This window comes from Pedobacter sp. 05T44, from assembly GCF_056395985.1.
Genome location: NZ_JBFTKO010000029.1, coordinates 1 through 22724, shown reverse-complemented (window position 1 = coordinate 22724; position 22724 = coordinate 1). Strand labels below are relative to the sequence as shown.

Here is a 22724-nt window from a genome sequence, read left to right as displayed (position 1 = left end):
AAATATCTAAGTTTGTTATATGGAAGAACAAAATAACGAGAACCAACTAAACATAGAACTTTCTGAAGAAATAGCAGAGGGTATATTTTCTAATCTGGCTATTATTACTCACTCTAATACAGAGTTTGTGCTCGATTTTATAAGAGTAATGCCAGGTGTTCCTAAAGCAAGGGTAAAGTCACGTATTATTCTTACCCCGGAGCATGCAAAGAGATTGTTAGCTGCAATGCAGGATAATATAGAAAAATATGAAGCTATAAACGGACGTATTAAGACTCAGGAAGAGCCTCCGGGTTTTCCAATGAACTTTGGTGGGCCAACAGCTCAGGCTTAAGCCAATGCCTGTTTAATGAAAGTGATGACTTCATCAGTGCGGTTTGGCTCAAACCAAGTGGTGTGGTCATCTCTTCTAAACCATGTTAATTGCCTTTTGGCAAAACGACGTGTATTTTGTTTGATTTTATCTACAGCTTGTTCAAGGTCAATTTCTCCATCCAGATAGGCAAAAAGTTCAGAATAGCCTACGGTATTTAAAGCATTGTAGCTTCTATAATCCTTTAAGGCCTTTACTTCATCCAGTAAACCCGCATCCATCATCAGATCAACCCTTAAATTGATTCTATTGTAAAGTATTGCACGGTCTGTATTTAAACCAATTTTAATGATATTAAAGGGTCTTGTTTTTTTACTGTTGGTAAGAAAAGAAGATAATTTCATTCCGGTTGAAAGAAAAAACTCCAGACCCCTTATCATTCGTTGGGGATTAGATTGATCCACTTTAGCATAATATTCAGGATCATCCCTGCTTAACTGATCTTTTATTGCCTCAATCCCCTCTGTTGCGAGCTGCTCATTAAGTTGTTCACGAATGTTGATATCAGTGGCAGGAAGATCATCCAAACCTTTACATACAGCATCTATATAAAGACCTGAACCTCCAACCATAACCAAAAGGTCATGCTTTTTAAACAATTCATCCATTAGTTTAAGCGCTTGTATTTCAAAGTCACCGGTACTAAATAATGTATTTACACTATGTGAATTAATGAAATGATGTGGCGCGGCAGCTAATTCCTCGGCAGAAGGTTTAGCAGTACCAATTTCCATCTCTTTAAAAAATTGTCTGGAGTCTGCAGAAATTATTTCGGTAGAAAACTGCTTAGCTATTTCGATAGCTAAGGCAGTTTTACCTATTGCAGTTGGGCCTACAATAACAATTAAAGTTTTACCTGATGCCATAGCCGGCACTAATAATCCTCTTTGCTATTGTATTCTTCGTCTTCGTAGTTGTCATTATCAGAGAATTCATCTGCTCCGTCTTCCGATTCCTCTTCAGCATCCTCATCCTTCTCTTCCGTGTTAATTCCTCTGCCACCCATTGCTTCGATTTCATCCGTGTCTTCAGGGACAAAATCCATTTCATTTAGGAAATCGAAATCTGTAGACACCGGATTTGAAGATACGGCAACCGATCCAAAATTATTCTTGTCGATAATTTTAGGGGCCTCTCCAGTACTTTTAACAAGGTATGGATATTCGATGTTAGGATCTGTTTCCAGGATGATCTTTATCAGTTCAACATGAAAATCAAAGGGGCGGTCAAAATTATATATGTAGTAGAATTTTTGATGCGGGTCTTCAATGAAGCTGCTTAATTTGGAATTTTCCATTAATGCTACGCCCCGATCAGTTTTACGCTGATTAGGCAAATAGGCTATTTCATCGCCTTTTATCCAATTATCTGTGCTCACAAAAAAGGAAGAAGATTTTTCGGCAGAATAACCGGTTGAGCGGTGAACTGCTTTATGTAAATCTTCAAATGTTTGGGTCGATTTAATATCTATTTCCCTTACTACTTCATMGAAATCTTCGAAACTTATTCTAAATCTATAAATTGCCATTTGAGCTTATTTTCTAGCTATAAAATTAAAAAATAAAATATACTTTATATAATTGTATTAATGAGTTACTGGTAAAAGCCCCAGTTCCTTTGCTTTTTTAAGCATAAACTGTAAAGCTTCCTCGTAAGAGTTGGTTATTTCTCCCTCCAAAATGGCCTCACGAATGGCGTTTTTGATGATTCCCACTTCTTTTCCTGCTCCCAAGCCGAATACCTTCATAATGTCATTTCCTGAAATTGGTGGTTGCCAATTTCTGATCTTGTCGCGCTCTTCAACATCTTTGAGCTTTTGCTTAACCAATTCAAAGTTGTTTCTATACTTTTTTACCTTGTACTCATTTTTGGTCGTTACATCAGCATTGCAGAGCAACATCAAACTTTCAATATCCTCTCCAGCATCAAACAATAACCGTCTAACTGCTGAGTCGGTTACTACTTCCTGTGCCAGTACGATAGGGCGTAGGTGTAGTTGGACCAGCTTTTGAACATACTTCATCTTTTCATTAAGAGGTAGTTTAAGCTGACCAAAGATTTGAGGTACCATGCGTGCGCCTTTATCTTCATGGCCATGAAAAGTCCAACCATGACCTTCTTCAAAACGTTTTGTCGCCGGTTTGGCAATATCGTGTAGAATTGCAGCCCAGCGCAACCACAGGTCATCAGTTACGGTGCAAATATTGTCGAGAACCTGCAAGGTATGGTAAAAGTTATCTTTATGCCCTTTCCCTTTAATGATCTCAACGCCATATAAGTTGGCCATTTGAGGAAATATCAGGTGCAATAAACCGGTATCAAATAAATACTTAAAGCCTATTGAGGGTAAGGGAGATAGAATAATTTTATTAAGTTCATCAGTAATACGTTCCTTTGAAACGATACTGATACGTTCTTTTTGTTTTTTGATAGCGTTTATTGCAGCTTCATCAATAGTGAAACCAAGCTGACTGGCAAAGCGAATGGCACGCATCATACGCAAAGGATCATCAGAAAAAGTAAGTTCAGGATCCAGAGGAGTTCTGACTAATTTATTCTTAAGATCTTCTATACCGCTAAAAGGATCTATGAGACTTGCGTAATTATCTTTATTTAAAGAAATTGCCAGCGCATTTATGGTAAAATCGCGTCTGAGCTGGTCATCTTCAATTGTACCATTTTCGACAATTGGCTTGCGTGAGTTTGCGCGGTAAGATTCTTTTCTTGCACCTACAAATTCTATTTCCAGATCCTGAAATTTAAGCATTGCTGTACCGAAATTCTTGAAAATAGCTACTTTGGTTTTCAGTTGTGCACCAACTAATTCGGCAAAATTGATTCCATTTCCAAGTACAACTATATCGATGTCTTTTGATGGCCTTTGCAAAAAAATATCGCGTACATACCCGCCAATAACATAAGCTTCAATGTTGTGTTTCGCAGCTATCCCTGCAAGAACTTTAAAAACAGGATGTTGTAGGTGTTTTTCCATTACTGAGTTTGCAAAAGTAGTAAAACTTACCTTCTAATAAAGGAAAACTGTCCTCCGGGAGCTAATTTCATTATAGTTGATGGTTTTCTATCAACGTTTAAGTCTTGCTCCCAGTCAACAATATAGTCGACCGCATCCTTAATCTCATCACTTATCTCATCGAAAAACTTTGGAGTAGGTTCTCCGGATATATTGGCAGAAGTGGAGGTGATGGGCTTACGGAAGCGTTGTATTAACTGTTCACAGAAATCATGTTTCACAACTCTTACACCTACGCTTCCATCAACATTAATTACATTTTTTGCCAAGTTTTTTGCTCCTGAAAAAATAATGGTTAGCGGACTTTCAGCATATTCAATCAAATCGTAGGCAACATCAGGGATTTCGGTAACATAGCTCTGCAGTTTAGCATCAGTATCTAATAAAATGATAAAACTCTTATCATTGCTGCGTCCTTTGATGGCATTTATTTTTTCTACAGCCTGCTCATTGGTAGCATCACAGCCCAAACCCCATACTGTATCGGTAGGATAAAGGATTATACCACCATCCTTTAGTACAGTCAGCGCCTGTTTAATCTGATCATTTAACATATATGAGTTTCTTTTAGTCTATAAAAGTAGGCAAATTTCGTTTTTTATTGACCTCAGTTTTTAATTTGTTGTATATTTCGCCTCAATTTTAAATGTGATATGAAAATTGCCTTCGATGCAAAGAGAGCCTATCATAATAATACAGGGTTAGGGAACTATAGCAGGACATTGATCCAGGACCTGTCCCGGCTTTATCCTAATAATGAATATTTTTTGTTAAACCCTAAACCTTCAAAAAAATATTCACTAGAAAATAATAATATACATCAGGTTTTACCTAAAGGATTTTTCTCCCGCAAACTTTCATCCTTATGGAGGAGCAAATGGATGATAAAGGATTTACTGGATCTTGGTATCGAGCTTTATCATGGACTAAGTCACGAAATTCCGGTAGGTATAAATAAAACACCTATTAAGTCGGTAGTTACCATACACGATCTGATTTATGAACACTTCCCTGAACAGCATAACCCTTTAGATGTTAAAATCTATCGAAGAAAATTTAAACATGCCTGCCAGTATGCCGACAGGGTAATTGCAATTAGTGAGCAAACCAAGAGAGATATCGTAGACTTTTATCAAACAGATCCAAATAAAATTGATGTTTGTTACCAAAGTTGCGATAACAGCTTTAACCCATCAATTTCGGACAATCATAAGCGATTAGTAGCTGATAAATTTAGCCTGCCAGAAAAGTTTTTCCTTTCCGTTGGCTCTATTATAGAAAGAAAGAACCTGCTCAATGTCTGTAAAGCGGTTCAAATGTTAGTAAAGGATACAGCAGTTAATTTAATTGTGATTGGAAAGGGGAGTGGTAAATATAAAAACGAGGTTGACAGTTTCATTGAAAAAAATAACCTGAACAGTAAAATAATCTTTCTTTCTGATATTAGCTCTGCGGATCTGCCAGCAATATATAGCCTGTCGGAGGCATTGATTTATCCTTCCTATTTTGAAGGTTTTGGTATCCCGGTACTAGAGGCTTTAAGCGTAGGCGTGCCCGTTATTACCTCTTCAGTTAGTTGTTTGCCAGAAGCAGGTGGCGATGCCGCGTTATACGTTAATCCTGATAGCTATGCTGAAATTGCAGATTGTATGTTAAAGATATTAAAGGGGGGAGAGGAAGTGCAGAACATGATCAAAAAAGGATTTGTACATGCCGAAAAGTTCAGCAATAAAAACTGTGCAGAACAAGTCATAAAGACCTATCAGGCTATAATGAAAGAGCCTGATCATAAATAATGATACAGGCTCTTAATATAAATTTAAGCTTCTTATACTGAAACGTTGTTTTCTCTTAATGCATCATTAAGTGAGGTTTTTTTATCAGTTGATTCTTTACGTTTGCCAATAATTAGAGCGCATGGAACGTGATATTCACCAGCTGGGAATTGTTTAGCATAAGTTCCCGGGATAACCACAGAGCGAGCCGGCACAATACCTTTATACTCAACCGGAGTGCTTCCGGTAACGTCTATAATTTTTGTAGATGCAGTTAGTACTACGTTTGCTCCCAATACAGCTTCCTTTTCAACACGAACACCTTCAACAACTATAGCTCTTGATCCTAAAAAGCAATTGTCTTCAATAATAACAGGTGCAGCCTGGATCGGTTCAAGAACGCCACCAATACCAACACCACCACTTAAGTGAACATGTTTTCCAATCTGAGCACATGAACCAACAGTAGCCCATGTATCAACCATAGTACCTTCATCTACATAAGCACCGATGTTTACATAAGAAGGCATCATAATTACACCTTTAGCCAGATAAGCGCCATAACGTGCACTAGCACCAGGTACTACTCTTACTCCAAGTTCTTTATAATTGGTTTTTAGTTTCATTTTATCATGAAACACAAAAGGTCCTGTTTCAGTTACTTTCATCTGTCTGATGGGGAAGTAAAGAATAACAGCTTTTTTGATCCATTCATTTACACCCCATGAATTTAGAATAGGTTCAGCCACGCGCAATTCACCTTTATCTAACTGCATAACTACGGTTTCAATTGCTTCACAATGTTCCGTATATTCTAATAAAGTTCTGTCTTCCCAAGCGGCTTCTACTAACTTTTTTAATTCTGCTATCATGTTGTTTGTTTATTTTTTGACAAAATAAATGAATTTTATGTATAGCGCATTGTTTTTTGCCATATAATTATTGTTTTTTTTATTCGTATTTATCAATTCCTGATGGTTCTTATGTATTTTTGATTTTTTATGACTGAAAAGGAAAAATTACGTATTGATAAATACTTGTGGGCAATAAGATTATTTAAAACCAGAAGTTTAGCCACAGAGGCCTGTAAGGCAGGTCGCGTTAAATTTAATGGTCAAAATCTTAAGCCATCTGCTATCGTAAAACCTGGTGATGTTTACCAGGTATCAAAAGGGATAGAAAAAAAATTAATAGAGGTAGTGGAACTTTTGTATAACAGGGTAGAATCTAAAATTGCCGTAACTAAATACAAAGACATCACCCCGGTCGAAGAAACACATGCATTCAAATCCATGTTCCATGCTCCTGCATTAAAAAGAGACAGAGGGTCTGGCCGACCAACTAAAAAGGATAGGCGCGAAACCGACGATTTGATAGGGGGGATGTTTGAAGAAGAAGAGTAGTTATTCCTTTTTTATCAGACGCATCCGATAAGCCTGGGTGGCCGTTTTTCCTAATTTTTTAATCAGCTGATAATTGGCAACCGCCCCAACAGCGGCACCTATTACAGGTAGCAACTGAGCCAGCTTAGCAATATCAATATAATCGCGATATTCCTGTTGAAACGTTTTCCAGTCGAAATTGTCAGAACTTTCCGGTAGTACAATTAATTTTTGATCCCAGTCCTGCATATGCAGAAATACCTTTGCGGCACCTTCTTTACTTGAAAAAGCCAATTGGAAAATGTAAAGAATGTATAAGCGTTCCCGAAAATCCTTTACATCGAAACCATATAAAGCAGCAATTTCAAAAAGCATTTTCATTTTAATGCCAACAAGAATTGGGAAGTCGGCCATACTCATTAAAAAACCTCCGGCCCCGGTTATCCCCCCTTCAGCAGCTCCGGTTTTACAGTAACCGTCTATTTTTTCGCGCACCAGCGCTTCCCTATGAATCAAACTCATTCCCATTGGAGGGGTGGAAGAAGTAGTATAAGTAGAACCAAAAAGAACAGCCTTTGTCATTCCCTTAATGGCAGCAGTAATTGCATTATGAACCTTGTCGGGAATATAGGTGTTTATCTTTTTCTGAATACCATCTGTAACCTTGCTCAAAGCAGATGGTTTCTTAAGAATATCCCTTTTCCAAAACTCCAGTTCAATCTCTACTTTTTGCTTGTAATTGTCCATTCTGCAGGGTTTTTTGGCATTGTCATTACACTGTTTGGTATAAGACGTGACAAGGCAGTTCCAAGTTACAGAAAAGATTAGTATTCTGTCTTCTCTGCAGTTTTACTCCAAAGCTTAAAGGCTCTTTGAGCCTCATCTCTAAGCATTTGCTTAAAAGGAAGTACACGGTCAGCCATAGATTTATGAATTTCATCATAAATGAACTTGTCGCTAAAGCCTATATCTGCTGCGTCTATTTTTGTATTTGCGTAATAGATAGTGTCAATCCTTGCCCAGTAAACAGCGCTTAGGCACATAGGGCATGGTTCACAACTAGTATAGATCACACATCCGCTTAAATCAAATGTTTTAAGTTTTTTACAGGCCAGTCTTATCGCAGCAACCTCCGCATGTGCTGTAGGGTCGTTACTTGCTGTAACCATATTGGCACTTTTAGCAATAACTTTCCCGTTTTTTACCACAACGGCACCAAAAGGGCCACCCATCTTTTCTAAAACATTTTCTTCAGAAAGCTGAATCGCCAGCTTCATGAATTTCTCGTGCTCTTTTAATTTGTCCATATTAATCGTGGTGCAAAAAAAATGCCCCGATAATTCGGGGCACATATATGTTAATAAATCAGCATTATTTTGTTGCTGGTTTGTAAGTATCGTTTAGTCCAATAATAACCTCACTGGTTACATCTAAACTTTCGTCAGCAAATAAAATTGCACTGTTTCCTTTAGAGTAAGTCAACACCATTTTATAGCCTTTCTTTTTTGCATAACCTTTCAAGTAATCAGCAACTTTATCGTAAAGTTTTTCGTTTTCAGTAGCTTGTTCAGTTTGAAGTGCAGCACCAGCATTTTGCTGATATGCCTGTAATTCTTGTTGTTTACGTGCTAATCTTTCTTCAGTTTTAGCTCTTTGATCAGCGGGTAAAGTATTTGCCTGTTGTTGGTAAGCAGCAACCTCACGTTGAAACGCTTGTTGTTTTGACCCAAGATCAGCTTGTGCTGTTTTAGATTTTGCTTCTAATTTTACTTTAATGTCTTTAAAATACTGATATTTTGTTAGTAATGAATCAGAGTTCACGTAAACAATTTTCTCATTATTTGAAACAGTAGTTGGCTCAGATTTAGTAGCTGCGCCAGCCTTCTCTTCTTTGTTCTGACAAGATGCCATTAAAGAAACTATGGCTACAGCAGTAGCTATACTGCCTAATGTTGATTTTGTTTTCATTAGTGTTTAATTTGTTTTTTCTGGGTTATAAACCTATCCTCTTGCCCATTTCTGAGTGATAAATTTCAACAAATATAAAATTTCAAATTTAGTATCCTAAAGAACTGTTTTTTTTCGGATGTTTTTTGGCTGTTTTAAGTCAAATAGTTATCCACATTTGCCGTTAATTGGCCATAAATGGTTAAATTTGAGTCTAATTGTTTTATTTAAAAATATGAGCGAAGAAAAGGATCCTAATTCAAATTATTCGGCAGATAATATACAGGTTTTAGAAGGTTTAGAAGCGGTGCGGAAGCGCCCTTCGATGTATATAGGCGATACAGGAGTTAAAGGTTTACATCACCTGGTGTATGAGGTTGTAGATAACTCGATTGATGAGGCATTGGCAGGACACGCCGATACCATTTATGTAAATATTCTTGAAGATAACTCGATAAGAGTTGAAGATAACGGACGTGGTATTCCAACAGGAATTAACACAAAAGAACAGAAATCCGCACTAGAAATTGTAATGACAGTTCTACACGCCGGTGGTAAATTCGATAAGGATACTTACAAAGTATCTGGGGGTTTACACGGGGTGGGGGTAAGTTGCGTAAATGCATTGTCAACCCATTTAAGAGCAGAAGTACATAGAGAAGGAAAAATTTGGGTACAGGAATACAATATTGGTAAACCACTATACGAAGTAAAATCTATTGGCGAAACCGATAAACGTGGCACTATAGTGACCTTTACGCCTGACCCTACTATATTTACACAAACTACAGAATATCGTTATGATACACTGGCTTCAAGATTAAGAGAGCTATCTTTCTTGAACAAGGGGATCAGATTAACCCTTACTGATGAGCGGGAAGTAAATAACGATGGAACTTTCCGTACAGAACTTTTCCATTCTGAAGGTGGACTGAAAGAATTTGTTCAGTTCCTTGATGGCAATCGTCCGTCGCTAATTGCTGAACCAATTTATGTTGAAGGAATCAAAAATGGTATTCCTGTTGAACTTGCTTTGCAGTACAACGACAGCTATGCAGAAAACGTTCACTCTTATGTAAACAATATTAACACACACGAGGGTGGTACACACATTGCCGGTTTTAGAAGAGGTTTAACCAGAACTTTAAAAGCGTATGCTGATAAATCAGGATTGCTTAAAGGAGTTAAATTTGAAATCACCGGTGATGATTTTAGAGAAGGCTTAACTGCAGTAATTTCTGTTAAGGTTCAGGAGCCTCAGTTTGAGGGGCAAACTAAAACTAAATTAGGTAACTCTGAGGTTATGGGTGCGGTTGATATCGCAGTAGGTGAGGCCCTTGGTATTTACCTTGAAGAATATCCGAGAGAAGCTAAATCAATTGTTAATAAAGTAATTCTTGCCGCTACTGCCCGTGCTGCGGCGCGTAAAGCTCGTGAAATGGTACAGCGCAAGAGCGTTATGGGAGGTTCGGGCCTTCCTGGAAAACTTGCCGATTGTTCAGATAGCGATCCGGAAAAATGCGAACTATACCTGGTGGAGGGAGACTCCGCAGGTGGAACTGCCAAACAAGGTAGAGATCGTAACTTCCAGGCCATCCTGCCTCTAAAAGGTAAGATCCTGAATGTTGAAAAAGCAATGGAACATAAGATCTACGAAAATGATGAGATCAAAAATATGTTTACTGCTCTTGGCGTAAGTATTGGTACTCCAGAGGATGATAAAGCCTTAAACCTTACCAAACTTCGCTATCATAAAATCGTAATCATGACGGATGCTGATATCGATGGATCTCACATTACCACTTTGATTCTTACCTTCTTCTTTAGGTATATGAAAGCCTTAATAGAGGCCGGATATGTTTATATCGCTGCTCCTCCGCTGTATCAGGTTAAAAAAGGTAAAGAATTTGAATATTGCTGGAATGACCAGCAACGTGATGCTGCCGTACAGCGTTTAAAAGGTGCTGGTAAAGAAGAAAGCGTACATATTCAACGTTACAAAGGTTTGGGAGAGATGAACGCGGAGCAACTGTGGGACACAACTCTTGATCCGGCAAAGCGTACATTAATGCAGGCAACAATTGAAAATGCTGCAGAGTGCGATCATACATTCTCTATGCTTATGGGCGATGATGTTGCGCCAAGAAGAGAGTTTATTGAAAGAAATGCTAAGTATGCTAAAATTGATGCTTAATTTTTAAGCTTTCAAGAATATGTAAAAGAGGATGGTCATGATTATGATACATCCTCTTTTTTTGTCCAATCGATTTTTTGGTGCCATTTATCTATGAGGAATTGGATTCTTCCTTAAAATAGATTATAAGAAACAACAAGGGTTTTTAAACGGATACTAAAAGGAGTTAATAGAGAATTGCCCCTATCAACCCCCTATTAACTCCCTGTTTGATCCCTATAAGAAATATTTTAAATATTTACTTATAAAGGAATAGTTTCATCTTTTTATAGTTAATTACTGCCTGATATTTCAAGAGCAAATCGCTCCCTATAATTCCAATAATAGGTGGGTGGCCCAGATTCTCATACGCCTGGTTTACGGTTTCCAAATCCAGTGCTACTGTTTCGTAATCCTTTAATACAAGGCTGCCAATTTTTATAGCCGGTATTATCGCTTGCAATGTACTTGAGGTAGAGAATAATGTAGTGGCCTGTGTCTCTTCGCTATGTTCCAGTTCCTTAAGGTGTTCTTTAACAAAGGTTTTGTCAAAAACTGACCTGGACGCTCCTGTGTCAACAACGGCAAATAACTTTTGTCCAAAAACAACAATTTCCACCAGCAGGTGGAAACCGTCGTCTTGTAAGCTTATTAATATTAAGGGTATTGAGATTGGTCTCATTTAAGCAGATCTGTATACCCTCGTTTAAACGAGTTTCATTTCATAAAGTACGTCATTCATGTTACGAACAGCATCAGCACTTTTGTTAAATGTAGCTTGTTCAGTATCACTTAATTTAATATCTAGTATTTTTTCGGCACCGTTTTTACCAAGAATTACCGGAACAACCAATGAAATATCTTTTTGTCCGTATTCTCCTTCAAGGAACACGCCGGATGAGATCAGTTTTTTCTGGTCGCGTACAATGCTTTCAACCATTGCAGCAGTACCTGCACCGGGTGCGTACCATGCCGATGTGCCAATTAGTTTAGTTAAAGTAGCACCGCCTACCATGGTGCTGGCAACAACTTTTTCTTGTTGCTCTTTGCTTAGGAATTGAGTAACAGGGATGCTATTCCAGGTGGCATGGTTAATTAAAGGAATCATAGTTGTATCTCCATGACCGCCAATAACCATGGCATTCAGGTCAGCTGGAGAACAGCCTAATTCCTGACTTAAGTAATATTTAAACCTTGATGAATCTAAAGCACCACCCATTCCTATTACACGGTTTTTAGGTAGTCCTGAAGTTTTTAAGGCGAGATAATTCATGGTGTCCATCGGGTTCGAAACCACGATGATAATGGTGTCAGGAGAGTGTTTTAAGATATTTTCGGCAACGCCTTTTACAATGCCGGCGTTAATTCCAATTAACTCTTCGCGAGTCATGCCCGGTTTACGTGGTAAGCCCGAAGTTATAACCACAACTTCAGATCCTGCCGTGCTGGCATAATCGTTGGTAACACCGGTAATTTTAGTGTCAAAGCCTAATAGAGCGGCCGTTTGCATCATATCAATTGCCTTGCCTTCTGCAAAACMTTCTTTAATGTCCAGTAAAATTAGCTCTTCAGCTAATTCTTTTCTGGCAATATTATCTGCACAGGTAGCGCCAACGGCACCTGCACCTACAACCGTTATCTTCATAAATATAGTTTTTTACATATGTTACCTTCCCTTCGAAGTTAGAAAAATACATGAGTTTAAAAAATGGTTTTTAAAACTTTATTCTTTATTGCTGGTTTTATGATAAAGAATTTACATTTGCTAATCGAGTGAAAAAATAGGGGGGCTTATGGAAAATATACCAGTACAAAAAGTTGATATAATGTCTTATGCAGGCAAATGGTATTCGCTATGTTCCATACCTACTATTATGGATAAAGACTGGTATCAAACTACCGAAACTTATGTAATACACCCCGATGGTTACTATGCTGTATTTACAACATATAAAGTTGTTGGGACTGATGAGCAAAGATATACCCGATCAAAACTTTTTGTAACCAGGGGCAGTAATAATGCTATTTTAAAGGCTCAATATGTATGGCCTTTTAAAGTTGACTATTGGGTAGTGGAACTGGCCGATGATTATTCGTATGCCGTGGTTGGGCATCCTAAGCACAGGCATCTTTCTATTCTATCGCGTAAACCGGGCATGGCTGATAAACTACTTGCAGAAATTATTGACAGGTGTGGGCAGCGCGGTTATGATACCTCAAAGCTTGTTTCTCAGGAACATCACATTCTTTCTTGTGCTGATGCAGCACTAGCCTGATCTTAAAATTTAGAAACACCTTACATCACAGTCAAAAAATACCTATTTTTGGACTTCCATTCTTGAATTCCGAAACGAGTAATTTGATTACAATATGTATTTGATTTTTGATACCGAAACTACAGGTTTACCACGCAATTGGAATGCCCCGATTACTGATACAGATAATTGGCCCAGGTGTATTCAAATTGCATGGCAGCTTCATGATGAGTTTGGTAATCTTATCGAAAACCAGGATTATCTTGTAAATCCTAACGGATTCAATATTCCTTATGATGCCGAACGTATTCACGGCATTTCAACTGAACTTGCGCAGGAACAAGGAATTGAATTACAGGAGGTGTTAGAGAAGTTTAATATTGCACTTTCTAAGGCAAAATTTATTGTAGGTCAGAACATTGGTTTCGACGTTAATATTATGGGATGCGAGTTTCATAGGATGGGTGTAGAAAGTCCGATGGCACAGATGCCTGTTCTTGATACCTGTACAGAAACTACGGCCGAGCTGTTGCGTCTTCCCGGGGGTAGAGGAGGCAGGTTTAAACTACCTAATTTAACGGAACTTCACGAATACCTTTTTGGTGAGCCATTTTCGGAAGCACACAATGCCACTGCCGATGTAGAGGCAACCACACGTTGCTTTTTTCAACTTCTCAAAATTGATGCCTTCCGACCTGATCAGTTACAGACAGACCAGAACTATTTACGTCTTTTTAAAGAAAAGAACCCAGGGGTAATAAACCGCATCGGTTTAACACATATAAACCTTAAGTCGGCCTCTGATGATATCAGGAAAAGGTTGCAAAAAACCAGCGGTGGACCTTCTAAACAGGAACTCGCAGGTAATAAAGAAGAGCTTAAAAACGCTTCTTTTGCGCATTTACATAACCATACGCAGTTTTCTGTTCTACAGTCGACCATTAATATTCCTGCGCTTATAAAGGCGGCGGCCGCCGAGAAAATGCCAGCTGTAGCGATGACCGATCATGCAAATATGATGGGAGCCTTTCATTTTGTAACCCAGGTACTCAATCATAATAAAGCCATAGAGGCTAAAAATGCTGCTGCTGTAGAAAAAGGAGAGGAACCTACTGATGTTGTTTTAAAACCAATAGTTGGGTGTGAGTTTTTTGTATGCGAGAACCATGAAGACAAAAAACGTAAAGATGATGGTTATCAGATGGTATTGCTGGCCAAAAATAAAAATGGCTATCATAATCTGGCAAAAATGTCGTCCATTGCCTATACCAGAGGTTTTTACTATGTTCCAAGGATAGATAAAGCGGTTATTGAACAGTATAAGGAAGATATTATCGTATTATCAGGAAATCTTTATGGAGAGATTTCTAGTAAATTACTGAATATTGGAGAGCGTCAGGCAGAAGAAGCTTTGCTATGGTGGAAAGAACAATTTGGCGACGATTTTTACATCGAGCTTATGCGCCACAATCAGGATGATGAGAATATTGTAAATGTTTCTCTTGTTTCCCTGGCGCGCAAGCATGATGTGAAAATTGTTGCTACCAACAATACGTATTACATTAGTAAAAAGGATGCAAATGCGCATGATATCTTACTTTGTGTAAAAGATGGTGAGAAACAAGCTACACAAATAGGTCGTGGCCGAGGTTTTCGGTATGGTTTGCCTAATCAGGAATACTATTTCAAATCTTCGGATGAGATGAAGGCACTTTTTGCTGATCTTCCTGAAGCAATCTTAAACATACAGTCTATTGTAGATAAAATTGAGATCTATAAACTCGCCCGTGAAGTTCTTTTGCCTAAGTTCGATATCCCCGAAGAGTTTCTAGTTGCCGAGGATGAAGAAGATGGAGGAAAACGTGGAGAAAACAAATTCCTGCGTCATCTAACTTATGTAGGTGCTAAAAAACGGTATGGCGAGCTTACACCGGAAATTATTGAGCGACTTGATTTCGAGTTGCAGACTATCGAAAAAACAGGTTATCCAGGCTATTTCCTTATTGTACAGGATTTTATTGCTGAAGCAAGAAACCTTGATGTTTCTGTTGGACCTGGTCGTGGTTCAGCTGCGGGATCGGTGGTTGCATATTGCTTATGGATCACCAACATAGATCCGATTAAATATGACCTCCTTTTTGAGCGTTTCCTGAATCCGGATCGTGTATCCATGCCCGATATTGATATCGACTTTGACGATGAGGGCCGTGGCAGGGTAATGGACTATGTAATTAAAAAATATGGATCAAACCAGGTTGCTCAGATCATTACTTATGGTACCATGGCGGCAAAATCTTCGATCAGAGATACTGCACGTGTACTGGATCTGCCACTTTTTGAAGCTGATAAAATAGCCAAGCTCATACCTAATATGAAGCTTGCCAAAATATTTACGCTTGATGAAAAGACTTTAAAAGGTGCTTTAAGAGCAGATGAATATGAAAAGGTTTTAGAATTAAAGGTATTATCTGAAGCTAAAAACCTAAGTGCCGAAACCATTCTTCAGGCACAGATTCTGGAAGGATCATTACGTAACACAGGTATACATGCTTGCGGGGTAATTATTACGCCTGATGATATTACGAACTTCGTTCCTGTTTCTACAGCTAAGGATTCTGATCTGTATGTAACGCAGTTCGACAACTCTGTTGTGGAAAGTGCGGGTTTGTTAAAAATGGATTTTTTGGGGTTAAAAACGCTAACCCTTATTAAGGATACAGTAAAGCTTGTTAAACTCGGCCATGGGGTAGATCTTGATCCTGATAATTTCCCTATCGATGATGAAAAGACATATGAGCTTTTCCAACGGGGAGAAACCATAGGTATTTTCCAGTACGAGAGCAACGGAATGCAGAAATACATGAAGGAGCTGAAGCCTACTGTTTTTGGCGACTTAATTGCCATGAATGCGCTGTATCGTCCTGGACCTTTAGAGTATATCCCAAGCTTTGTGCGCCGGAAAAACGGAGAAGAAGAGATTAAGTATGACCTTGATGCCTGCGAAGAATATTTAAAGGAAACCTATGGTATTACCGTATATCAGGAGCAGGTGATGCTTTTATCGCAAAAACTTGCAGGTTTTACCAAAGGTGAAGCCGACGTTTTGCGTAAGGCAATGGGTAAAAAACAAAAGGATGTACTGGATAAGATGAAACCTAAATTTGTAGCCCAGGCCGCAGAGAAAGGACACGACGCCGCTACGCTTGAAAAGATTTGGAAAGATTGGGAAGCATTTGCATCCTATGCCTTTAACAAATCGCACTCTACCTGTTATGCATGGATTGCTTACCAAACGGCTTACTTAAAGGCTCATTATCCGGCCGAATATATGGCTGCTGTGCTGTCAAACAATATGAGTGACATTAAACAGGTTGCCTTTTTTATGGAAGAGTGTAAACAAATGGGAGTTCAGGTACTAGGCCCGGATGTTAATGAGTCGGACATTAAGTTCTCTGTAAATACTCAAGGTGAAATTCGTTTTGGTTTATCTGGTATTAAGGGAGTTGGTGATAAGGCGGTAGAAAGTATTATCGAAGAGCGTAATGTTAATGGTATGTACAAAGATGTTCATGATTTTGCTAAAAGATCCAATACTCGTACTGTAAACAAAAAAGCATATGAGAGCTTTGTTTATAGTGGTGCATTTGATGGCTTCGGTTATCATCGTGCACAGTACTTTTTTGTGGGTTTAAATGAGAAAATGAACGGTATTGAGAAGCTTATCAAGTTTGCCAACGATTTTTCAAATAATGAATCCTCATCTCAATCGTCTCTATTTGGAGGTTCGGTTGCCGATATGATTTCAGAACCATCACTTCCTGTTGCACCGGAATGGAGTTTAATTGATCGGTTGAAATTTGAAAAGGATGCTATTGGGATATTTCTGAGTGGCCATCCACTTGATAATTATCGTTTAGAATTAAAGGAATTTTGCCAGCAAAAGGTTAAGCATCTTTCTGTGATTAACAAAATAAGAACTGGTGATACAAATGAAGAGGTACTTGCAGAGTTTGAAGGGATAAAAAACAGAGAATTAGTTGTAGGAGGATTGGTAGTGGTGGCAGCTCAAAGGATGACCAAAACCGGAAAGCCTTTTGGAACTATGGTTTTTGAAGACTATGATGACAGCTGTGAGCTTGCTTTGTTTGGTGATGATTTCATTAAATTTAAGCAGTTTCTTACTGATGGTTATTTTCTGCAGATTCGCGGAAGGGTTGGAGAACGGTTTAGAAAAGAGGGCGATTGGGAGTTTAAGATCACTTCGATTAACCTGCTTTCGGAATTAAGGGATAAGTTAGCCAAGTCTGTAACAATTCAGGTACCGCTTGAAAGGATAGACGATGACTTTATGACTCAAATTAATGCGATATTAGAAGACAATAAGGCCAATACTGATCAACAAAATTGCCAGCTACTTTTTGAGGTTTATGATAGGGAACAGAATGTGAACATTAAAATGCCTTCTAAGTCGGTTAAAATCAATCCTAGTAATCAACTTTTAGAACAATTGCAGAGTTTGGATGTTCATCCTAAGTTGAACTAATGTCATTTTGGCATTAGTAAAGTAGATGGCACTACAATTGATTATATATTTGCATCAGCAATAGCCTGATAAGTTTATACTCACAGAGTTTATGCCACAGGCTTTTAACCGCTGATTTCAATAGAAAAAAATAAAATAAAAATAAGAATTATGGCTTTGGAAATTACAGATGCAAACTTCGAGGAAGTTGTATTAAAATCAGATAAACCCGTTTTGGTTGATTTTTGGGCAGAATGGTGTGGTCCATGTCGCATGGTTGGACCATCAGTGGATGAGATCTCAAAAGAATACGAAGGAAAGGCAATCGTGGGTAAAGTGAATGTAGACAACAACCCTCAGATCTCAACTCAGTTCGGAATCCGCAACATTCCTGCATTGTTGTACTTTAAAGACGGTCAGGTTGTAGATAAGCAAGTTGGTGCAGTTCCGAAATCTGTATTAGCACAGAAATTAGATAAGCAGTTATTATAACTCAACATATACTAGTTTAAAAAGCGTTCATAACTTATGAACGCTTTTTTTATATTTACAATATGCAATCGCCGTTTGATGAACAATCCTTACACTTTAACAGTAATTTAGAACTTCTTGCCCGACAGGTGGTAGAAGGCTTTATTACCGGTCTTCATAAGAGTCCATTTCATGGCTTTTCGGTTGAATTTGCAGAGCACAGGCTTTACAATGTGGGTGATAGTGTAAAGAATATTGACTGGAAACTGTTTGCCAGAACAGATAAACTGTTCAGTAAAAGGTACGAAGAGGAAACCAACCTTCGTTGCCAGTTTATCATAGATGTATCATCTTCTATGTATTTTCCGGTAAACGAATACAATAAGCTCAATTTTTCGATACAAGCCACTGCAGCATTAATTTACTTATTAAAACGGCAGCGTGATGCCTTTGGTCTTAGTCTTTTTACAGATCATTTATTATTAAATACTCCGGCGAAATCTACTACGACACATCAAAAATATTTATTTACACATCTGGAAGGGATATTAAAATCTCAAAAGATGGATGTAAAAACTAATGTAGATCAGGCATTGCATCAGATAGCGGAATTGATTCATAAACGCTCATTAGTGGTAGTTTTTAGTGATATGCTGAATACCATGCAGGATGAGAACGAAACTGAAGCGTTGTTTTCTGCACTGCAACATTTAAAGTTTAACAAGCACGAAGTAATTATTTTTAATGTTACCGATAAATCAAAGGAAGTAGATTTCGGCTTTGAGAACAGACCCTATGAGTTTGTAGACATGGAAACCGGTGCCACTCTTAAGGCGCATACATCCAAAGTAAAAGAATCGTATCTGTTAAAAATGAACAGTTATAGACAAGCTATTCAGCTTAAGTGCACTCAATATAAGATCGATATGATTGATGCCGATATTTCTGCCGGGTTTTATCCCATATTGCAGGCCTACCTCATTAAAAGACAAAAGATGAGCTAAGGATTTGTTGCCAGTTCGGTATTCTTTAAAATAACAGAACAGGCGTATTCAATTTCCTCGTTGCTGATAATTAGTGGAGGGGCTACACGCATAGAGTTGCTGCAATGTAAAAACCAGTCGCTTATTACGCCATCAGCAATGCAAGCATCAATGATCTTTTTGTTTGTTTCGAAGTTCTCAAACTCGATGGCAATCATTAAACCCTTACCACGCACTTCCTTTACTGCCGGATGTACCAGTAATTTCTTAAATAGCTCACCTTTTTCAGTTACCCCGTCAACAATATTTTCGTGAAGAATGGTCTGTAATGTTGCCAGGCCAGCGGCGCAGCTAACAGGATGACCGCCGAAGGTTGTAATGTGGCCAAGTATCGGGTTGGTTGCCAGAGTCATCATGATCTCTTTTGAACTGATAAAGGCGCCGATAGGCATGCCGCCACCAATACCTTTGGCCAGTAAAAGAATATCAGGTACAATGTCAAAATGTTCAAAGCCAAATAGTTTACCAGTTCGTCCAAAACCGCATTGTATTTCGTCAAGCACTAATAATGTACCGGTAGCAGTGCATTTCTCTCTAAGCGCTTTAAAATAGGCTTTATCGGCAATTCTAATTCCTGCTTCACCCTGTATGGTTTCAATAAATACTGCTGCGGTATTTGTAGTGATGAGATCCAGATCAGTTAGGGAGTTGTATTCAATAAATTTAATATGAGGTAATAAAGGGCGGTAGGCTTGTTTAAACTCCTCATTGCCCATTAAGCTTAACGCACCTTGAGTACTGCCATGATAGGAATTGTTGCAGGAAATAATCTCTGTACGATTTGTATAGCGTTTTGCAAGCTTCATTGCGCCTTCCACGGCTTCTGCTCCGGAATTTACAAAATAAGTACAATTTAAATTGGCAGGAAGAACATCTGCAAGGGCTTTGGCAAAATTGACTTGTGGACTTTGAACAAACTCGCCATATACCATGATATGCATGTAACTTTCGGCCTGATTTTTTACTGCTTCCACAACGGCAGGATGACAATGGCCAACATTGCTAACGCCAATGCCGGCAATTAAGTCGAGGTATTTTTTGCCCTCAGTATCATAAAGATACATTCCGCTGGCTTTATTGAATTCTAAAAGAAGAGGTTCTAATGTGGTTTGAGCGTTATGTTGAAGAAATAACTGACGTTGTGTAAGCATACACAAAGTTAAGAATTATTTTGCTACACACCTTTTTAAGGCCTTTTATTACGGTATCTTGATAGTAGTTCGCGTTTAAAGGTTTCCTGTGCTCTATAGTATTTTCCTATAACCTTAATGGGTAAGCTCGCTTTTAGTTTTGCGTAATATTTCTTGTCGAGGTTTAGTTCTCTTTGTTTAAAGCTAAAATCATTAACAATAAGTGTTTGCACTTCGCTATCAGAAAGTTCATCAATTTCGGGCATTTTTCTGAAACTGATCATCTTTTGTCCACGTTCTTTACGCAGTTGGGATTGTTCTTTTTGGTAATCATTGTAGATTGGCCAGAAGATCTTAGCTTCTTCAGCTGAAAGCTCAAGTTTTTGCGTTAAATAAGTAATCTTATAAGATTCAATTTCTTCGCGTTTCTTGTCATCTGGCTTTTGTGCCATTGCAAGAAATGGAAATGCGAAAAGGAATGCTATAATGGTTAAATTTTTCATTTCTTCTATAAATTATAAACTTGTTGCAAGCTCATTCTGCGAATAATTAGTTAGTATATAATTTTCTAAATCAGTATCTGCTACTGTGGACTTAGGCTGTGTAATATCGGTACTGCTAATGTGATCTATAATTACTTGCTCATCTATGTCGTATAACATTTGCTCTGTGGCCAAATCTGAAGAAACTGTTTGTTGCGCAGGGCTTTGCTGTTGGTTGAAATACAAACCTACGCCAGTTATTAATAAAAAGCAGGCTGCCGAAGCGTACTTAACGAGATGGGAATTCCATAAGCGTATAACTTTAGGTTTTGCAATTGGTTTTGTTTCACCTACTGTTTTTGCTAAAATATTGGCTTGCAATTTTTCAAAGTAATGATCTGGTACAGTATGCCCATCATTTTGAATAACAGATTTTAATTTTTCAGTACTAATTCTGGCATTGATACTTTCGCTCAATTCATTAAAATAATGCGCAGGAGTAGTAAACCCGGTTTCCCGAACTCCCTTCATCCATTCATCGTTTTCAAAATCTTGTTTCATTACAAATGTATTGATGCATTAATTGCCAAAAGGTTTAAAAGGTAATGTCTTCATTTAGCATAAAAACTTCAATTTTTTTTACAGCTATGTGAAAAGAGGCTTTTAAAGCACCTACACTGGTGCCAGTGATCTCCGAAATTTCCTCATATTTAAGTTCATCAAAATATTTCATATTAAATATAAGTCTTTGTTTTTCAGGTAAAGTTAATAATGCTTGCTGTAGTTTTAGCTGTATTTTATCCCCATTAAAATAAGATGAAGCTATCAGGGTCTCTGCCAGTTCATCAGATACCTCGTCTAAAGGAGTATTGTTTCTTTGTTTCTTTTTATTGAGAAAGGTGATAGATTCGTTGGTAGCAATCCTGTATATCCAGGTATAAAGCTGCGAGTCGCTGCGGAAAGAATCGAGATTTTTCCAAACCTTAATGAACACATCCTGTACCAGATCATCCGCATCGTCATGATCAATTACCAGGCGTCGGATGTGCCAGTAAATTTTTTGTTGATATTTATTTAAAAGCAGGTTAAAGGCTTCATCGCGAGTTTTTGTGTTTGAGAACTTCTCTAAAATCTCTGAATCTTCAACCTGCTTCATTTATTCTATTTTGGTTGGATAGGTAATTTATTTTTTTGCTCTTTTAATTACTTTTTGAGCTGCTTCAATAATATTAATTGAATCTAATCCGTATTTAGTCATTAACTGATCAGGAGTACCACTTTCCCCGAAGCTGTCGTTAACAGCAACAAATTCCTGAGGAGACGGAAGCTCAGTTGAAAGTAATCTTGCAATGCTTTCTCCTAATCCGCCAAACTTATTGTGCTCTTCGCAAGTAACCACACATCCTGTTTTCTTTACAGATTTCAGAACTGCTGCTTCATCTAAAGGTTTAATGGTGTGGATATTGATGATTTCAGCATCAATTCCCATTTCTGCTAATTTTTCACCAGCTTCAATGGCTTTCCAAACCATGTGTCCGGTAGCAATAATGGTTACATCAGTACCTTCATTTACCATCCATGCTTTACCGATTTCGAATTTTTGATCAGGATCGGTGAATACAGGGATTACAGGGCGACCAAAACGCAGATAAACTGGTCCATGATGCTCAGCTATAGCAATAGTAGCGGCTTTGGTTTGATTATAATCACAAGGGTTAATTACAGTCATGCCAGGAAGCATTTTCATTAAGCCTATGTCTTCAAGAATCTGGTGAGTTGCACCGTCTTCCCCAAGGGTTAATCCAGCATGGGAAGCACATATTTTTACGTTTTTGTCAGAATAAGCTACCGATTGGCGGATCTGATCATAAACCCTGCCTGTAGAAAAATTGGCAAAAGTTCCTGTAAAAGGAATTTTACCACCAATGGTTAAACCGGCTGCAATACCAATCATGTTTGCCTCAGCAATACCAATCTGGAAAAAGCGTTCTGGGAATTCTTTAATAAAGGCATCCATTTTTAAAGAGCCCACTAAGTCTGCGCATAGTGCAACTACTTCAGGATTTTTTTTACCTGCTTCAAGTAATCCTGCTCCAAAACCAGAGCGGGTATCTTTTTTTTCAGTGTATGTATATTTTTT

23 protein-coding genes are annotated in these 22724 nt (G+C 38.1%); 8 read left to right on the top strand and 15 right to left on the bottom strand.

All coding sequences use genetic code 11. From position 1 onward, the window contains the following. Window positions 1-19: 19 nt before the first annotated feature. Window positions 20-334 (top strand): DUF3467 domain-containing protein, encoded by a 315-nt coding sequence (locus AC1DDK_RS25135; protein ID WP_048907295.1) that lies wholly within the window; start codon window positions 20-22, stop codon window positions 332-334. Here AC1DDK_RS25135 and miaA read toward each other — a convergent pair. Genes miaA through AC1DDK_RS25115 form a run of 4 tightly spaced genes read right to left on the bottom strand, consistent with a single transcriptional unit; the run spans window position 331 to window position 3958 of the window. Beyond that, on the bottom strand, window positions 331-1239 hold the full coding sequence (gene miaA, locus AC1DDK_RS25130; RefSeq protein ID WP_172661226.1) for a tRNA (adenosine(37)-N6)-dimethylallyltransferase MiaA: 909 nt from the start codon (window positions 1237-1239) through the stop codon (window positions 331-333). The genes AC1DDK_RS25135 and miaA overlap by 4 nt on opposite strands. A gap of 8 nt (window positions 1240-1247) precedes the next feature. Continuing rightward, window positions 1248-1901: an IS1096 element passenger TnpR family protein gene (locus AC1DDK_RS25125; protein WP_477634157.1), complete on the bottom strand. Its 654-nt coding sequence runs from the start codon at window positions 1899-1901 to the stop codon at window positions 1248-1250. Between the two features lie 57 nt (window positions 1902-1958). After that, a complete protein-coding gene (locus AC1DDK_RS25120; protein ID WP_288884133.1) occupies window positions 1959-3365 on the bottom strand; it encodes a CCA tRNA nucleotidyltransferase in 1407 nt (468 codons plus the stop codon). Window positions 3366-3391: 26 nt separating this feature from the next. Then, complete coding sequence (locus AC1DDK_RS25115; protein WP_172661223.1) at window positions 3392-3958, bottom strand: L-threonylcarbamoyladenylate synthase; 567 nt, start codon at window positions 3956-3958, stop codon at window positions 3392-3394. Between the two features lie 99 nt (window positions 3959-4057). Here AC1DDK_RS25115 and AC1DDK_RS25110 point away from each other — a divergent pair, with 99 nt between their 5' ends. Further along, a complete protein-coding gene (locus tag AC1DDK_RS25110; RefSeq protein ID WP_337717151.1) occupies window positions 4058-5200 on the top strand; it encodes a glycosyltransferase family 4 protein in 1143 nt (380 codons plus the stop codon). A 32-nt stretch (window positions 5201-5232) separates the two neighbouring features. Here the strand turns inward: AC1DDK_RS25110 and AC1DDK_RS25105 are convergent, their stop codons facing one another. Continuing rightward, on the bottom strand, window positions 5233-6051 hold the full coding sequence (locus tag AC1DDK_RS25105; protein ID WP_048907289.1) for a 2,3,4,5-tetrahydropyridine-2,6-dicarboxylate N-succinyltransferase: 819 nt from the start codon (window positions 6049-6051) through the stop codon (window positions 5233-5235). 129 nt (window positions 6052-6180) lie between these two features. On the opposite strand from AC1DDK_RS25105, the gene AC1DDK_RS25100 reads away from it, so the two are divergent. Continuing rightward, window positions 6181-6582: an RNA-binding S4 domain-containing protein gene (locus AC1DDK_RS25100; RefSeq protein ID WP_172661221.1), complete on the top strand. Its 402-nt coding sequence runs from the start codon at window positions 6181-6183 to the stop codon at window positions 6580-6582. Here the strand turns inward: AC1DDK_RS25100 and AC1DDK_RS25095 are convergent, their stop codons facing one another. The 3 genes from AC1DDK_RS25095 to AC1DDK_RS25085 all read right to left on the bottom strand — a co-directional run bounded on the left by AC1DDK_RS25095 (window position 6583) and on the right by AC1DDK_RS25085 (window position 8529). Continuing rightward, window positions 6583-7308, bottom strand: coding sequence for an EcsC family protein (locus AC1DDK_RS25095; RefSeq protein ID WP_288884128.1), 726 nt, complete (start codon window positions 7306-7308; stop codon window positions 6583-6585). It lies immediately after the preceding gene. Between the two features lie 77 nt (window positions 7309-7385). After that, a complete protein-coding gene (locus tag AC1DDK_RS25090; protein WP_172661219.1) occupies window positions 7386-7868 on the bottom strand; it encodes a nucleoside deaminase in 483 nt (160 codons plus the stop codon). 64 nt (window positions 7869-7932) lie between these two features. Next, entirely contained in the window at window positions 7933-8529 is a 597-nt protein-coding gene (locus AC1DDK_RS25085; protein WP_172661218.1) for an OmpH/Skp family outer membrane protein, read from the bottom strand. Between the two features lie 214 nt (window positions 8530-8743). On the opposite strand from AC1DDK_RS25085, the gene gyrB reads away from it, so the two are divergent. Continuing rightward, window positions 8744-10702: a DNA topoisomerase (ATP-hydrolyzing) subunit B gene (gene gyrB / locus AC1DDK_RS25080; protein WP_172661217.1), complete on the top strand. Its 1959-nt coding sequence runs from the start codon at window positions 8744-8746 to the stop codon at window positions 10700-10702. Window positions 10703-10940: 238 nt separating this feature from the next. On the opposite strand, the gene AC1DDK_RS25075 is transcribed toward gyrB, so the two are convergent. Then, window positions 10941-11363 (bottom strand): retropepsin-like aspartic protease, encoded by a 423-nt coding sequence (locus AC1DDK_RS25075; RefSeq protein WP_172661216.1) that lies wholly within the window; start codon window positions 11361-11363, stop codon window positions 10941-10943. A 24-nt stretch (window positions 11364-11387) separates the two neighbouring features. Next, the gene (gene mdh / locus AC1DDK_RS25070; RefSeq protein WP_477634156.1) at window positions 11388-12326 is read right to left on the bottom strand and encodes a malate dehydrogenase; all 939 of its coding nucleotides are present in this window, start codon (window positions 12324-12326) and stop codon (window positions 11388-11390) included. Between the two features lie 148 nt (window positions 12327-12474). Between mdh and AC1DDK_RS25065 the strand changes: the two genes are divergently transcribed. From AC1DDK_RS25065 to AC1DDK_RS25050, 4 genes are all read left to right on the top strand, one after another. Then, window positions 12475-12957: a lipocalin family protein gene (locus tag AC1DDK_RS25065; RefSeq protein WP_172661214.1), complete on the top strand. Its 483-nt coding sequence runs from the start codon at window positions 12475-12477 to the stop codon at window positions 12955-12957. A 94-nt stretch (window positions 12958-13051) separates the two neighbouring features. Beyond that, the gene (gene dnaE, locus AC1DDK_RS25060; protein ID WP_337717149.1) at window positions 13052-17479 is read left to right on the top strand and encodes a DNA polymerase III subunit alpha; all 4428 of its coding nucleotides are present in this window, start codon (window positions 13052-13054) and stop codon (window positions 17477-17479) included. Between the two features lie 150 nt (window positions 17480-17629). Beyond that, window positions 17630-17950 carry a thioredoxin gene (gene trxA / locus AC1DDK_RS25055; protein WP_048907690.1) on the top strand — a complete coding sequence of 107 codons (321 nt, stop codon included), beginning with the start codon at window positions 17630-17632 and terminating at the stop codon, window positions 17948-17950. A 62-nt stretch (window positions 17951-18012) separates the two neighbouring features. Beyond that, window positions 18013-18933, top strand: coding sequence for a DUF58 domain-containing protein (locus tag AC1DDK_RS25050; protein WP_172661212.1), 921 nt, complete (start codon window positions 18013-18015; stop codon window positions 18931-18933). On the opposite strand, the gene AC1DDK_RS25045 is transcribed toward AC1DDK_RS25050, so the two are convergent. The 5 genes from AC1DDK_RS25045 to AC1DDK_RS25025 form a co-directional block, all read right to left on the bottom strand. Beyond that, window positions 18930-20123 (bottom strand): aspartate aminotransferase family protein, encoded by a 1194-nt coding sequence (locus tag AC1DDK_RS25045; RefSeq protein WP_172661211.1) that lies wholly within the window; start codon window positions 20121-20123, stop codon window positions 18930-18932. The genes AC1DDK_RS25050 and AC1DDK_RS25045 overlap by 4 nt on opposite strands. Before the next feature lie 35 nt (window positions 20124-20158). Continuing rightward, entirely contained in the window at window positions 20159-20605 is a 447-nt protein-coding gene (locus tag AC1DDK_RS25040; RefSeq protein ID WP_172661210.1) for a hypothetical protein, read from the bottom strand. A 12-nt stretch (window positions 20606-20617) separates the two neighbouring features. Beyond that, window positions 20618-21145: a hypothetical protein gene (locus AC1DDK_RS25035; protein WP_337717147.1), complete on the bottom strand. Its 528-nt coding sequence runs from the start codon at window positions 21143-21145 to the stop codon at window positions 20618-20620. 34 nt (window positions 21146-21179) lie between these two features. Beyond that, window positions 21180-21740: an RNA polymerase sigma factor gene (locus AC1DDK_RS25030; RefSeq protein ID WP_172661208.1), complete on the bottom strand. Its 561-nt coding sequence runs from the start codon at window positions 21738-21740 to the stop codon at window positions 21180-21182. Between the two features lie 27 nt (window positions 21741-21767). After that, window positions 21768-22724 (bottom strand): transketolase family protein (locus tag AC1DDK_RS25025; protein WP_477611813.1); only part of this gene is annotated, 957 nt, incomplete at its 5' end.